Origin of the sequence: Nitrosomonas sp. GH22, from assembly GCF_009833115.1 — a bacterium.
GTDB classification, from domain to species: Bacteria; Pseudomonadota; Gammaproteobacteria; order Burkholderiales; family Nitrosomonadaceae; genus Nitrosomonas; species Nitrosomonas eutropha.
On the sequence record NZ_QRCA01000009.1, the window covers coordinates 122,770 to 136,361 of the forward strand.

The 13,592-nt window shown below is 47.4% G+C and carries 16 protein-coding genes and 1 pseudogene; 6 read left to right on the forward strand and 11 right to left on the reverse strand.

What is annotated here, in order from left to right; genetic code table 11:
* Nucleotides 1-3: 3 nt before the first annotated feature.
* Genes ABF86_RS02455 through ABF86_RS02465 form a run of 3 tightly spaced genes read left to right on the forward strand, consistent with a single transcriptional unit; the run spans nt 4 to nt 2,316 of the window.
* On the forward strand, nt 4-291 hold the full coding sequence (locus tag ABF86_RS02455) for an HPr-rel-A system PqqD family peptide chaperone (protein ID WP_160803446.1): 288 nt from the start codon (nt 4-6) through the stop codon (nt 289-291).
* Nucleotides 288-1,196 (forward strand): HprK-related kinase A, encoded by a 909-nt coding sequence (locus ABF86_RS02460; RefSeq protein WP_160803447.1) that lies wholly within the window; start codon nt 288-290, stop codon nt 1,194-1,196. Before ABF86_RS02455 ends, ABF86_RS02460 begins: the two co-directional genes overlap by 4 nt.
* Complete coding sequence (locus ABF86_RS02465; protein WP_011633601.1) at nt 1,189-2,316, forward strand: nucleotidyltransferase family protein; 1,128 nt, start codon at nt 1,189-1,191, stop codon at nt 2,314-2,316. The genes ABF86_RS02460 and ABF86_RS02465 overlap by 8 nt, the downstream gene beginning before the upstream one ends.
* A 10-nt stretch (nt 2,317-2,326) precedes the next feature.
* Here ABF86_RS02465 and mgtE read toward each other — a convergent pair whose 3' ends face one another.
* Both mgtE and ABF86_RS02475 read right to left on the reverse strand, forming a co-directional pair.
* The gene (mgtE, locus tag ABF86_RS02470; RefSeq protein ID WP_011633602.1) at nt 2,327-3,769 is read right to left on the reverse strand and encodes a magnesium transporter; all 1,443 of its coding nucleotides are present in this window, start codon (nt 3,767-3,769) and stop codon (nt 2,327-2,329) included.
* Nucleotides 3,770-4,215: 446 nt separating this feature from the next.
* Nucleotides 4,216-4,925 (reverse strand): annotated as a pseudogene (locus ABF86_RS02475) (IS5 family transposase).
* 248 nt (nt 4,926-5,173) lie between these two features.
* Between ABF86_RS02475 and ABF86_RS02480 the strand changes: the two are divergent.
* On the forward strand, nt 5,174-5,479 hold the full coding sequence (locus ABF86_RS02480) for a DUF1840 domain-containing protein (protein ID WP_074684712.1): 306 nt from the start codon (nt 5,174-5,176) through the stop codon (nt 5,477-5,479).
* A gap of 57 nt (nt 5,480-5,536) precedes the next feature.
* On the opposite strand, the gene ABF86_RS02485 is transcribed toward ABF86_RS02480, so the two are convergent.
* From ABF86_RS02485 to ABF86_RS02500, 4 genes are all read right to left on the reverse strand, one after another.
* The gene (locus ABF86_RS02485; RefSeq protein WP_011633605.1) at nt 5,537-6,196 is read right to left on the reverse strand and encodes a hemolysin III family protein; all 660 of its coding nucleotides are present in this window, start codon (nt 6,194-6,196) and stop codon (nt 5,537-5,539) included.
* A gap of 210 nt (nt 6,197-6,406) precedes the next feature.
* Nucleotides 6,407-6,709, reverse strand: coding sequence for a hypothetical protein (locus ABF86_RS02490; RefSeq protein WP_011633606.1), 303 nt, complete (start codon nt 6,707-6,709; stop codon nt 6,407-6,409).
* 24 nt (nt 6,710-6,733) lie between these two features.
* On the reverse strand, nt 6,734-6,982 hold the full coding sequence (locus ABF86_RS02495; protein ID WP_011633607.1) for a GlsB/YeaQ/YmgE family stress response membrane protein: 249 nt from the start codon (nt 6,980-6,982) through the stop codon (nt 6,734-6,736).
* Nucleotides 6,983-7,090: 108 nt separating this feature from the next.
* Nucleotides 7,091-7,417 carry a hypothetical protein gene (locus ABF86_RS02500; RefSeq protein WP_074684713.1) on the reverse strand — a complete coding sequence of 109 codons (327 nt, stop codon included), beginning with the start codon at nt 7,415-7,417 and terminating at the stop codon, nt 7,091-7,093.
* Between the two features lie 449 nt (nt 7,418-7,866).
* Between ABF86_RS02500 and ABF86_RS02505 the strand changes: the two genes are divergently transcribed.
* Nucleotides 7,867-8,607, forward strand: a complete 741-nt coding sequence (locus tag ABF86_RS02505) for a Crp/Fnr family transcriptional regulator (RefSeq protein ID WP_074684714.1) — start codon at nt 7,867-7,869, stop codon at nt 8,605-8,607.
* Between the two features lie 7 nt (nt 8,608-8,614).
* Here the strand turns inward: ABF86_RS02505 and ABF86_RS13160 are convergent, their stop codons facing one another.
* On the reverse strand, nt 8,615-8,749 hold the full coding sequence (locus tag ABF86_RS13160; RefSeq protein ID WP_345889558.1) for a BON domain-containing protein: 135 nt from the start codon (nt 8,747-8,749) through the stop codon (nt 8,615-8,617).
* On the opposite strand from ABF86_RS13160, the gene ABF86_RS13165 reads away from it, so the two are divergent.
* Nucleotides 8,750-8,932, forward strand: coding sequence for a hypothetical protein (locus ABF86_RS13165; RefSeq protein WP_345889559.1), 183 nt, complete (start codon nt 8,750-8,752; stop codon nt 8,930-8,932). It abuts the gene before it with no gap.
* An 896-nt stretch (nt 8,933-9,828) separates the two neighbouring features.
* On the opposite strand, the gene ABF86_RS02515 is transcribed toward ABF86_RS13165, so the two are convergent.
* The 4 genes from ABF86_RS02515 to ABF86_RS02530 are packed head-to-tail and all read right to left on the reverse strand — an operon-like array spanning nt 9,829 to nt 13,590.
* Nucleotides 9,829-11,028, reverse strand: a complete 1,200-nt coding sequence (locus tag ABF86_RS02515) for a hypothetical protein (protein WP_074684752.1) — start codon at nt 11,026-11,028, stop codon at nt 9,829-9,831.
* A gap of 49 nt (nt 11,029-11,077) precedes the next feature.
* The gene (mtgA, locus tag ABF86_RS02520) at nt 11,078-11,812 is read right to left on the reverse strand and encodes a monofunctional biosynthetic peptidoglycan transglycosylase (RefSeq protein ID WP_083341414.1); all 735 of its coding nucleotides are present in this window, start codon (nt 11,810-11,812) and stop codon (nt 11,078-11,080) included.
* Nucleotides 11,809-12,642 carry a shikimate dehydrogenase gene (gene aroE / locus ABF86_RS02525; protein WP_074684716.1) on the reverse strand — a complete coding sequence of 278 codons (834 nt, stop codon included), beginning with the start codon at nt 12,640-12,642 and terminating at the stop codon, nt 11,809-11,811. Before aroE ends, mtgA begins: the two co-directional genes overlap by 4 nt.
* Nucleotides 12,643-12,675: 33 nt before the next feature.
* Nucleotides 12,676-13,590, reverse strand: coding sequence for a TonB family protein (locus tag ABF86_RS02530; RefSeq protein ID WP_240142193.1), 915 nt, complete (start codon nt 13,588-13,590; stop codon nt 12,676-12,678).
* Nucleotides 13,591-13,592: the final 2 nt, after the last annotated feature.

Consider the following 13,592-nt stretch of genomic DNA (forward strand, 5'->3'; position numbering starts at 1 on the left):
TGAATGAATAGCTGGTATTCATCTCATTTTTCGTCACTGTATATAGAAAACTGGGATGGTGAATTTACCGTGTTCCAGCCTGAATCCGGGAAAACCCATTTTTTGAATGAAATGGGGTTGCATATTCTGACGATACTTGATGGCTCTCCCCTCGGACTCAATACAATCTGTCAGGAGTTATCAGTACATTTTTCATTACAGCCTGATACTCAATTTTTCGGGAAAATTGCCCAGACCTTACAGCGTTATGAGGCGTTAGGGCTGATCGAGAGGGTAAAAGAAAACGAGTGAAGGTCGAACAGCTTTCACTGGATGAATTGCGTGTATTGCTTGCTGGCCAAGGTCTGCGGGTAAAGATGGGTCCGTTCAATCTATCTGTTCAAACCCGGTTACCATCACTTATTCATCAGCTTCGCCAGATGTATGCTCACTATTCACTGGTGGATGAGGACGAGATTGTTGAATTTCATGTCCGAGTCATTCCCAAGCGCTCGATCAGACAGCCATTTGCGCGATTGATCCGATTCGAAGTTGATGGCCGCTCCCCGTTTCCGCCTGTTCCCGTAGAGCAGGCACTGGCGGCCCTGGAATGGGGAGTGAATCTTGTCATTGCCATGCGCATCAATCATCTGTTGCTGTTTCATTCTGCCGCAGTGGAACGTAACGGCCATGTATTGCTGCTGCCGGCCTGGCCGGGCAGCGGCAAGACAACTTTGAGCGCTATGCTCATGCACCGTGGTTATCGTCTGTTTTCTGATGAATTCGGACTGATGGCTCCTGAAATCGGTGATTTTTTTCCACTTCCCCGGCTGATGCCGCTCAAAAATCAATCCATTAAAGTCATTCGTGATTATCTGCCAGAAGCCGTACTGGGGCCAGAAATACCTGGCACATTGAAGGGCACGGTTGCGCATATACGTCCACCGCAAGAAAGTATTGAGCGGGTAGATGAGGCTGCCCAACCCCGCTGGATTGTTTTCCCGAAATGGGTAGCTGGTGCTGCTTTGCGGCTGGAGTCTTTGCCACAATCCGAGGCGTTTCTGTTGCTTGCAACAAACGCATTTAACTACGAAGTGCTGGGGGAAATTGCATTTGATGCGGTGACGCGACTGGTTCGGGGCTGCGAGTGTCGCAAACTGGTGTATTCCGATTTTGACAGTGCATTGGCTGCATTGGATGAACTGACTGATGGCTGAGTTTAAGGTTGATACCAGGCTGGATCATCACCAGTTACTGCTGGAAGCGATTATCCGGCCTGCTGTCCTGATCGATTACAGTAATTCGCAATGGGAGTTGCTGTTGCGAGTGGCAAGGCGCGCAAAGTTGCTTGGTTACCTTGCTGCCTGGCTGGAAAAAGATGGATTGCTGGATAAAATTCCGCAGCGAGCTGTCAATCTGTTGCGCTCCAGTTTGATTCAGGTAAAAAAACAGCAGCAATCGGTAAATTGGGAGTTGAGTCGGATATTATGGGCGCTCGATGGCCGAGAGATCCTGATCATCGTACTTAAAGGCATGGCGTATCAGCTACAAGACTTGCCGAATGCTGCCGGGCGCATCTTTGCTGATCTGGATTTACTGGTTTCGAAGGAAGCTCTTGGTCAGATTGAATCCGTGCTATCGGAAAAAGGCTGGCAGCACCACGCGCTCACCAATTATGACGAGCGCTATTACCGTGAATGGAGCCACGAAATTCCTGCGTTGGTGCATCCTGAGCGCGGGGTTGAGGTAGATGTGCATCACACGCTTTCCTCACCGCTGGGCAATCTGAAAATTGATCCGCTACCGTTCCAGGAAGCAGCGATCAAAGTGGAGGATGAAGGTGTTTATGTGCTGAGTCCGGAAGACATGCTGTTACACTGCGCAGTCAATCTGTTTCAGAACAATGAATTGGCCGATGATCTACGTCATTTGCTGGATTTTCATGAAATTTTGCAATTTTTCAGCCAGCAACAGTTGTCTTTCCAGGAGAAGCTGATCAATCGCGCCAACCGGCTTGGGCTGGGTAGACCGCTTTTTTACAGCCTCTATTTTAGTCGTTTATTACTGCACTCATCGGTTCCGGATCAACTGAAAAAACGGTTAAATCATCAACCTGGCTGGCTGGCATTACGCATCATGCATAATTGCGTGCCGCTGGCGTTGCTGCCGCAACATCCTGATCAGCCATCAAAACGGGCGGAACTCGCGCGTTTGTTGCTCTACTTGCGCAGCCACTGGCTGCGCATGCCGTTGTATCGCCTGTTGCCACATCTGATCTACAAGTTTTATTTGTCAGTATTTCCTGGTAAGAGCGCTCGTGCCAGGCGGAACGGGTGATTCTGGAAAATTACAGCAAAAAAAGTGTTGCCAGCCCCAGAAAAATGAAAAATCCTCCACTATCAGTGACGGCAGTAATCATGACACTGGAGCCAAGTGCTGGATCACGCCCCAGTTTTTTGCGTGTCAGCGGGATGAGTACCCCGACAAATGCAGCGAGAAGGAGGTTTAACAGCATGGCAAGCGACATTACCAGGCCGAGCTGTATATTCTGATAGATGGCATAAGTAAATACCCCTACGAGCCCTCCCCAGACGATACCATTAACGATACTGACACTGATTTCCTTGGTGATCAGTTTGAGGGTGCTGCCTTGACTGACCTGCCCCAGTGCAAGGGCGCGCACGATCATGGTGATCGTTTGATTGCCGGAGTTACCGCCAACACCGGCTACGATAGGCATCAGGGCAGCCAGTGCAACCAGTTTTTCAATTGAATTTTCAAAAAGTCCGATCACGCGGGAAGCAAAGAATGCTGTAACCAGATTGATCGCTAGCCAGGCCCACCGGTTGCGGACACTTTTCCAGACGGGAGCGAATAAATCTTCTTCTTCGCTTAACCCGACCTGATTGCGTGCTTCAAGATCAGCCTTTTCACGCATGAAATCAATGACCGCATTAACAGTTACTCTGCCTAGCAGCTTTCCTTCCGGGGAAACAACTGCAGCTGTTATCAGATCGTAACGTTCAAATGCATCTGTTGCCTGTTCAGCCTTATCATCTGGAAGGAATTTGACTGTTTTAGGCGTCATGACTTCAGTTACGGTGGTGTTTGGATCGCTAACCAGCAATCGGTTCAACAACAGAGTTCCTTGCAGGTGTTCGTTACGATCAACTACAAACAGCTGATCGGTGTGATCCGGCAATTCACCAAGTCGGCGTAAATAGCGAAGAACAACCTCGATACGCACATTTCCACGTACGATAATGACATCAAAATCCATCAGCGCGCCCACTGCATCTTCAGAGAAGGACATGGCTGCACGCAGTTGCTCACGTTCTTCCATGGGCAATGCCCGGAAAACATCTTCCATGACGTCGCTGGGCAAATCCGGTGCCAGATCGGCAATTTCGTCTGCATCCAGCTGCTCTGCCGCGGCAACCAGCTCCTCGCTGTCCATATCCTCGATCAGCGTCTGGCGAACGGCATCGGAGACTTCGAGCAGTACCTCACCATCATGCTCAGCCTTGACAAATCTCCAGACGATCAAGCGATCTTCGAGTGGGATCATCTCCAGAATACGGGCAATATCTGCCGGATGAAGTTTATCCAGCGCTCCACGTAGATTGGCGAGATTCTGTTTTTGTATGATTGATTCAATCAATTCTGGCTCTGGGGTATCCTGCAGACGAACGAAACCTTCTACCAGTTTGTATCTTTGCAGTAGAGAGATAATTTTCTGCAGTTTGCTTTCCAGGTTTTCGTCCTGATTTTCGTGATGTTCTTCAGTCATGGCTGAACCGGTAATCGTGTTTGTTGGCTGGAAGCCGTTATAAGAATCAATGAAGTGCGCGTATCAGCTGCATGATTATTTGATATCAGAAATATCAGTTGAGAAATGGGCAAGGAAAAATGACTCCGTGAAGTTTCTCGGGATGTCCGGAATGCTATCGGCAGTAAAGATAAACAATCCCTGTTTCTGCCTTCATTATTGGTTGCAGTCAGGTACCAGTGGCAAAAATACCGGGTTTTCTCGCGAACGCAATAATTATTGCAGCGCAAAACACATCAGCTGCGAGGTACAGAGAAGACAGGGAAGCTGACATTGTTTGGGCTCGATAGCACGCCCGTAACTGCTTTTTATTTTAGCATGGAATTTTTACGGGACAGTTACACAACAGGCAGTGTGGTTTGTTACTGCTGTGTTTTTTTCTTGATTGCTATGGCCCTGTTCCCATTTCACATTGGTAACCACAGGAAGGTACAAACCATAGCCACGAGGCTTTCGTGGTTTTGTTTGAATTTATCAAAGCACAGGACCACCGCCCGGCACTGTTTCAACCGTGTGAAAATATTTTTTACCAGGTGTCGGTACCGGTATAGTCCTCGCTCCGGATCTGCATTATCTGTTTTGGAGTTACCCCTTCCCTGGAATGACTGCCTTGGCACCTTGTTGTTCGCTTTGATCGTGAATGGCCTAACTGTCATAGTCCTTTGTCTGCGATAATGGATTGAGCCGCGCCCAGCATGAATCAAAGCCAATGCGTGTGTGCAATCATTGATCTGACTACCGGTAATATCGAATGCGATGGGGGAAGTCCGTGGGTATCTACCGCCATGTGAATTTTGCACCGCCCCGGCTTTTCCCGATTGCCTTATCCTTACCGCTCGCACTGTGCTGGTGAGCCTTGATAGCTACCATCGATAAAAACCCGCTCCATGTCCGGCTCAACCACCAGAGCCTGAAATACCTTGAGCCATTTTCCGCTGGCAGATCAGGCGGTGAATCGTTTATAAACCTTGCTCCAGCTCCCGAATGAACCGGTACCATGCGGTACAGTATGCCTTCGACAGTCATACAGCAAATCTTGCTTGTTGTAGAGGTGGTTGTGAAGCAAAATGGCCAGTAGCTTCGGCCAGAGCTCAGCATTAAGCAATAATCGGAGCATTGCAAGCTCGTATTGCTGGTGAGAGCTACAACGATACGAACTTGCTTCTTTAAATCAATATTGAGATCAAATAGGAACAGACCCTAGAGCTCTGGCGAGGATAAAATTATCATCAGTATTCACAAGAAGAGACTACTCATTTAGCAAGTGAGAGGAAGCGAATATCTACACAATTACCGGAAAACGGAATGCGGTATTGAAAAAGTAAATTAATCACAATCGATCCATTACCTATCAAGGAGAAATGCATGCTCGTGACATTCAAAACCGATAGCTATGCTGATATCACCATGTTTGGAGAAGACGCGCTAACCATGTTGAAAATGATGGGGCACAGTGAAACCGTACCGGGCGCTATTCTGGCAGCAGATGTTCCTCAAGCACTGCATCAGTTAACAACTGCTTTAAATATACAAAAAGAAATCTCGCCACCAGTCGAGAATAAGGATGAAGATACAAATGAGCCGGTGGTAAGCATGATTAATCGAGGACTGCCTCTAATTGAGTTACTGACTGCCGCAGCAAAGGCAGGTTGTAACGTAATGTGGGAATGAATCGATACCAGGAAAAATTAGGCCTGGTGGGAAGCTCTATCTGGAAAAACCATACTGCTAGGGAGCTGCATACCAGAGGACTGCAAAGTAGTGGCAGACAGTACCCACCATTACAAACAAATGCCAGATGAAGTGACCGTATCGAAAACGTGAGTCGGTCGCAAAAAAGAATACGCCGATCGTATAAGTCACCCCTCCTGCAATCAACCATAGTAAGCCGGATACAGGTATGCGGGTGTACAACGGGTAAATTGCGATGAGAATGAGCCACCCCATAAGCAGATAAAGACTGGTGGTGATAATGGGGTTGTGCATCTTATCGAATGCTTTCAATGTTACTCCGATTGCGGCGAGCCCCCAGACGATCCCAAAGAGTGTCCATCCCCATGGACCACGAAGCACACCCAGCGTGAACGGCGTGTAGGTACCAGCGATGAGGAGATAGATCGCAGAATGTTCGATAATCTTAAATACACGCTTAGCCTTGCCTTGCGGCAAAGCATGATAGAGGGTAGAAGCGAGATACAGCAGGATCATCGTTGCTGCAAAAAAACTCGCACCAATGATAAAGCCTGTATCTGCGTACTGCACCGCACGCATAATAAGAAATGGGGTTGCTATCAGTGCTGCGACCAGTCCTATACCGTGGCTGATGCTGTTCGCGATCTCTTCTCCCAGAGATTGCTCACGTTCGGGTACTGCGAGCAATATGCTCACGATGTTTCAACCTACGTAGTTTATATAGGTGAAGAAAACGACTTGATGGACGAACGACACTGCTTCCAGGAAGTACTCAAGCCTGATTTTCGTCGGCTGGAGGTAGGCCTTTTGGTATATTTCATGGATGGAGGTTGTTAGACATTTGCGATACCCACGCTAATTGATGCGCATATTAGCGTGGGACGGTTTTTACAAGGCTAATAACATCTAACCTTTAAACTTGTCTTTTAACTTTGCGGCTGCATCTCGGACAGCACTACTTAGCGAATCCCAAGCATCCTCTGCGCTATCCTTAAGATCCTCCCACGCATCCTCGCTGGCCTCAGCCAGTTCCCCCATCTTAGCCTTCGCAGTATCAACCTTTTGCTCAAGTTCTCCTATCTGCTTATCATATTTTATGCGGGTATCAGCTGCAGAACTCTTCGCTTCAGCCCTCAGTTCTGCCAATTTGGCCTGTGCCAACTCAATTTCGGCTTCTATCTTTTGTTTGTATGCTTCTTTCGTGCTCATAATGTCTCTCCTATGTTAATCAATTCAGGATGGATTCTTAGACTTCGTGATAACCCAGGCTAGAAATAATAATACTGCGGATCCGACTATAGCGGTCACTATTGAACCGATGAGCCCCAATAGACCGAACAAGAGGCCACCTGCAATGGCACCAACAATGCCAATAATGATATTGCCCATGAGACCAAAGCCCCTTCCTTTCATCAATATCCCAGCTAGCCAGCCCGCGATTGCACCGATTGCGATAAAAATTATTAATCCTGTATAGTCCACGAGTTTCTCCTCTGGTTTTATCAACAACTGGAATAATCTGCTTAAAATAGCTTAGTATCTGCAATACTGAAGATCAGGAAAATGTTGGATAATTAAGATGCATACTGATCAGTATGCATCTTTAACGTTTTCCTTAATTTCTTTGCCGGCATCTTCAAGCTTATCACCTGCATCTTCGGCGGCATCAAGAGCTTTCTCCCCAGGTCTTTGATCAAGCGCATCGTTAACGTTATCTTTGAGCGTATCCCCCGCATCTTTAGCCGCATCACCCGCATCTTCAGCAGCATCAAGTACTTTCTCCCCGGGTCTTCGGTCAAGCGCATCGTTAACATTATCTACTACCTTTTCAGTACCTGTTTTAGTTTGGTCACAGGCGGGTAATGCCAGAATTGTTGCAGTCATCATAAGTATTAAAAGGTAGGTATGTTTCATCATTATGTCTCCAATTTTGTTTTAGTTGTATTCACTGGGTTAGTCCCATTGAATATGGGATTAATACCCCATATTTGTCATTTTAATGACGATACTAAACGTCGTCTGTACGATACCGTACATAATGAAAATCATTATTTTTCCTATACCCCTTTATCACGCTAGTGGATAAAATATCGATGAGTGTGACCCAATCTCCATAATTCAGTGGCAAGTTGCATCACGAGGCACCCATGCGAATCATTCAGAAAATTTCCTCAATAAATTGGTGATTATCTCGTGTCTTGCCACCTCAAACTTCCCTCTCAACCAGACAAATACGACTTCAATAATTTTCAAATTTTGTCCAGAATATCGTGCCCAAAATATGCTTATCTCATATAATATTTTCTCCGCAAACAAGTGTCTCATAACGTTTGTCTCGTGATCACACTACATAATCGGAGATTGATATGTCTGTATTGCCTACACCGCAACAAAACCATCTGTTAGCTGCGTTGCCGGCCGGAGTTCAGAGCCGTATATTTCCTCATCTTGAATTGGTGCCATTACCACTGGGTAAAGTCTTGTACGAATCAGGGGATACTTTGTGTCATGCTTATTTTCCGACCGACGCCATCATATCGCTGCTTTATGTGATGGAAAGTGGCGCATCGGCGGAAATATCGGTGGTGGGTAACGATGGTCTCATCGGTATCTCGTTATTTATGGGTGGTGAAAGTACTCTGAGCCAAGGTATCGTGCAATGCACTGGTTACGCTTACCGGCTACTAGGGCAGCGGCTCAAGGATGAGTTCGATCGCCACGGTGAATTGTTACATCTGATGCTGCGTTATACGCAGACCTTAATTACGCAAACGGCCCAGACAGCGGTCTGCAATCGTCACCATTCGATAGACCAACAACTTTGTCGCTTGCTTCTGCTTTTGATGGATCGTTTGCCAGATAACCAGTTGACGATGACTCAGGAGTTGATCGCCAATATGCTTGGGGTGCGCCGTGAAGGCGTTACCGAAGCCGCCGGAAAACTACAGAAACTGGGGATAATTGAATACAGCCGTGGACATATCAAGGTATTGGATCGACCCAAACTTGAGGAATTGAGCTGCGAGTGCTATGCCGTCGTCAAGAAAGAAACAGATCGCCTATTACCCGATATTTATTTTTCTACACCTGGCTACAGTTCAGAATGAGCGCTGGTTAACCAGCGCAGTGATCTGTCGTTACTTGATACTTGATACTCATAGCATTCTTGACAGATTTCACACCCCCAACACTGCGTGCAACTTCGACCGCTCTGTTGGCATGAACTTGCGAACTAACGAAGCCACTCAATTGAACAACACCTTTAAAGGTTTCAACATTGATTTAGCAGATTTTAGGATAGATCCATTGAAAATTGCTGCTTTGACCTTTGTGGTGATGACAGTATCATCAAGATATTCTCCGGTTCCCGATTGCTTTGCTGTCGATGCGCAACCGAGCAAAGAAACCATTAGGAGAGTTAAGGAAATGTGAAGAAATGGTCATTAAGTTGCGTCATGGCAAGGCTCTCCTGAGTAATTAATAAAGAAAGCTGAACACGCTCTCGATTTTTTAGATTAAGGAGTACCTGGTTTACTACCTTCGGTACGACATTCAATCTGAATGTCTGAGAACCTGTCGAGCAAGAAGCACCTCATGCTACTTTTTCTAATGTAATCTTTATTTTTAAATTAGATTATCAGAAAGAATATACTTAATATGTACGCTAGCACACAAAGCTTACTACCCCTGTTGTAAATAATAGCCGGGATAACCTGATAAAAATGGATACTCACTCTTGCTATGACGATCCGAAACGGGGAAGGTATCTTCCCCCAGCGATTAACTGGTTTCTCATGAAATAAATTGAGCTGTTTTTCGTACCAATCCAGCATGGTCTGAAATGGTGTCTTTGGCTTCAATACCGATTGCGGCGGCTGATCTGATGGCACAATGACCAAGCCTATAATTGTTTATGGGTTTTCATGCATTCTGCAAAGAATGAATCGGTAAACCTCTTACTATTAGTGAGGGTCTTCTGGATCTTGATGGCGTAAACCATGTGCAAAACATCGAGAAAATCTTTGGCATCAACAGCGGCTTTGCTACCATTGATTTAGTTATACATTAGTAGTCGGAACCGATTTTCTTATTCGAGAGCGTTCCGTATCCAGCGATAGATGAGTTGTATTTGCCCCGGTGTTCCCGCCGCTTTCGGCCATCTCAATAGTTTTTCAGATACCTTGTTGCAACGCTGTGAAATCAAATCTCTTCACTCACTGCTTGAAGCTGCTATCTCATAAGCATTAACGTTCTGGGTATGGTAGACACCAGCGATAACCCGAATCCCAGCTGTAAGACTGACGGATAGAGATATTGAATATCTTTGATTATTTGGCAATAGTGATACCGGGGACGTTGGTATGCGGTAGACCTGTTACGGTCATTTGGAACAGCAGATACAGCATCTGAAAAGCATTACGGTTCCACCGAGTATGCGATTCCTGGTTATTCACTGCGTAGTATTTGCCGTGTGACCGGATTGACAGATCAGTATTTGGTAGTGAGTTGTCTGTCACAAGAAGAGCCATCGTGGCATCAGGATTTTCGTCACGGAGGATGGGGGGAGTGCGTGGATCCTTTTCCACTTGGTATTCTGGTTCATCGTCCAGTGAACTACCGAGAAAATTAATGATTGCATGAAAGCTCCGCAACCGGAAGGCGCCTTTCATGGGCCATTCTCCCCCCGCTCCGCCAGGACGAATGTCAAATGCAACATCAGTGGGATCCCACTGCTTTGCTTCTTCATTCAATTGCACACGCTCTGTTTCGGATAGCATTTCTGGATCATAGTTAGTAATGAGGATCGGCCCCTGCTTTTTCTGACGAAGAGTAAACAGTCCCTTTTGCTGATCATGATAGATGGAAAACTCCTTTTCCAGTGTTTGAAAGCCTTCGGCAGATACCGATGCTGCAGGCAGGGTCCAGTTGTATTCTATGTTTAGAGGTTCGGCATGGAGCTGGTTCTGATCCTGGATTGCCGATAGATGCAATACTACTTTGCGGAACATCTCGTAGTCTGCTGGAAAGGGAGATCTGTTGCGATATGTTTTCTGAGACAAACCCTCCTGGATACGCACTTCCTGAGCCATCAGCCGTAATAACAGATCGACATCGAAACGTTGGCGAAAAAGCAGCATGAACTTGTTCTGCCGGAAAGGTGTTAGCAGCCGCCAGGTAAATTCTTCACCTTCGATTGGAACGATGCTGATCGTTGGGTTCTCTGCAATACTGCCGCCGAATATCGGCATCAGCGTATTTCCAGCCAATCCACCCAGTGCAGGTGTGGCACCAGCATTGAAACGAAAGTCGAAGGTGGCTGCCACGTTTGAGATGCCAGTAAAATGAATTGGTTGATGGTGTTGGGCACGGGCGATGTTTGTCAACAGCTGTCTGGAAATAGCATCTGTGATGGTGTCGTCGTAGGCACTGACTGCATGCTGCAGCGTAATCGGTGACAGACAACCTTGAAGTACGGGGAGCAAGCATGGAAGCAGCAACCATAGCAGGTATCGGTATGTATGTTTCATATCAGACGAGGTTATTCGTTCAGCCTTGTTCATGTTTGTTTCTGTTTTTTTACGGGATTTTTGCTGTCGGCAGGCGTGACAGAATGATCCGGGCTTTTTTGAGCAATCTGGGTGATTGGCGATGCGTATCATAAAAACGCGGGTTGGAGATGATTGACGCCAGCCAGGCGGATTGTTCAGGCGCAAGAGATGACGCAGGTATTCCAAAATAGTGGCGCGCTGCGGCTTCAATGCCGAATACACCTTCTCCCCATTCAATGACATTCAGGTAAATCTCCAGAATACGCCGTTTGCTCAGAAATTCTTCCAGTATCAGTGTGATGAGGGTTTCCTGTAATTTACGCCATACGGTTTTTTCGCTCGATAAAAACAGATTTTTAGCAAGCTGCTGGCTGATGGTTGAGCCGCCAGCAGCCAGTTTGCGTTGTTTCAGGTTTTTTTTCCAGGCTACTTCAATTGCCTTGTAGTCAAATCCCTGGTGTTGCATAAAACGGGCATCTTCAGTGGCGATGACTGCCCGTTTGAGATGATTGGAAATCTGTTCGTAATCTACCCAGCGATACTGTAATTTTGCAGCCGGATTCTGCCGGTGCATGGTTTCCAGGCGATCTTGCATGAATGCGCTGGTGGTTGGGTGGTAAGTACGCCAGTAGATGATGTGTAGTAGAAACCAGGATTGATACAGTAATGCAATTGTCAGGAGCAGCAGTAATGGGCGTAACAGCCAGGTGCTGATCAATCCTGGTTGGGGCGTGGTTGGCCGGGATGTTTTGGTCAGTTTCACGAGGCATGGAGGTGCAATTCATCTCTGAGTTGTCGGATGACGTTCTGTGTTTCAGGACGGATACCGTGCCAAAGCAGAAAGGATTCGGCAGCTTGTTCGACCAGCATACCGGTGCCATCAACCAGATTAGTAACCCCCTGCGTGCTGGCAAATTGCAGAAATGGTGTCAACTTGCTGCTGTACAGCATGTCGTAGACAAGCGCAGTGCCATGGAACAAATCTGCGGGAATGGGAGGGAGTGCATTGTGCAGACTGGCTGAAGTGGCATTGATAATAAGATCGAATTGTTGCCCGATAAAATCCTGATAATGTCCGCCAGTAATATTTCCATGGTTCACAAATTGCTGCTGCAAGGCGATTGCTTTGTCAGGCGTGCGGTTGGCGATAGCCAGCAGGCCAGGTTTTTGTTGCAGCAGCGGCAGAATGACACCACTGGCAGCGCCACCGGCGCCCATTAGCAGAACATGTTTGCCTGGCAAAGCAAAATCCAGGTTGATGGTAATATCGCGCACCAGACCCACACCATCGGTATTGTCGCCGAGTATTTCATTCTCCTGCTCGAATCTGAAAGTATTAACTGCATGCGCGGCACGGGCGCGATCCGTCAGCCGGGTAGCCAGTGCGTAGGCCTCAAATTTAAAGGGAACAGTGATGTTTAAGCCTATGCCACCATTTTCGTGAAAAGTGGTGACGGTGCGTTCAAATCCATCCAGTGGTGCCAGCAGGGTGGTATAGCGCATGCTGCGACCGGTCTGCTGCGCAAACTGGGTATGAATAAACGGTGATTTGCTGTGTGTGATCGGGTTGCCAATGACTGCGTAAGTATCCATCGTGACTGATTTTAAGTATTTCTGAGAATTTTGCTATTCACTCAGCAGCTTATCCGAGCGAGAGAATACCCAGGTGCGGGTGATATGCAGGATATCGGTATCCCGGCTGATATCGGGCGGGAAGGGGGAAAATCCGTTGCGTGCAGCCAGTCGGACAATCCGGATGGCGGCATCATCCAGTATCTGGGTGCCGGAAGAGCGATCAATCCCGATTGATTCCAGGCTGCCATCAGAACGTACACCTACGGTCAACTGCAGGCTGCCGTACAGTTTTTTTCTTCTGGCTTCTTCCGGGTAATTCAGGTTGCCGATGCGCTCTACCTTGAGCCGCCAGTCTTCCAGATAGCGGGCAAAGCGATATTCGCGTGTACGTGCGCCGATAAACCTGCGTTTCGGGCGTTTCTGATAGGCCTCGTGGTCTTTTGCGATCTGTGCTTCCAAGCGAGCGATCTCGAGGCTGCGCTGCAGTAAGTCGCTATAGCTGTCCGGATTGATGGCGGCAGGTTGATTTTGCTTGGGTTTATCCTGTTCCGGTTTTGCCTGCGGAAGCGGTTGTGTGACATGAGCTTTGCTTTCGGCAACGGTCAGCAGTTTTTTGATTTTGCTTTCCAGTTGTTTTGTTTTCTGAGTGGCCACGGTGAGATCTGTCATCGGCTTTACTCCAGGCAGCACTGGCAGAGGGGTTTTGGCCTGGCGATCTTCCGCCACATTGCCGCCACCATCCAGATTGGTCTGGGCGAATACCCTGGTATCTACGGGTTTGGTTTGGGATTTGCTGTTGACCAGCACCACATCTATGGATTTGGTGATTTTGGTATGCTTTTGCGCAGGCGGATTGAGCGATATGCCAGCAACAATCGCCATATGCAGCAGCAGCGAAATCAGTAGTGCCAGGGAAATTTTGCGATGGGGTTGCATGGAGAAACCGGGAACTACCGTGTGCTGCATTG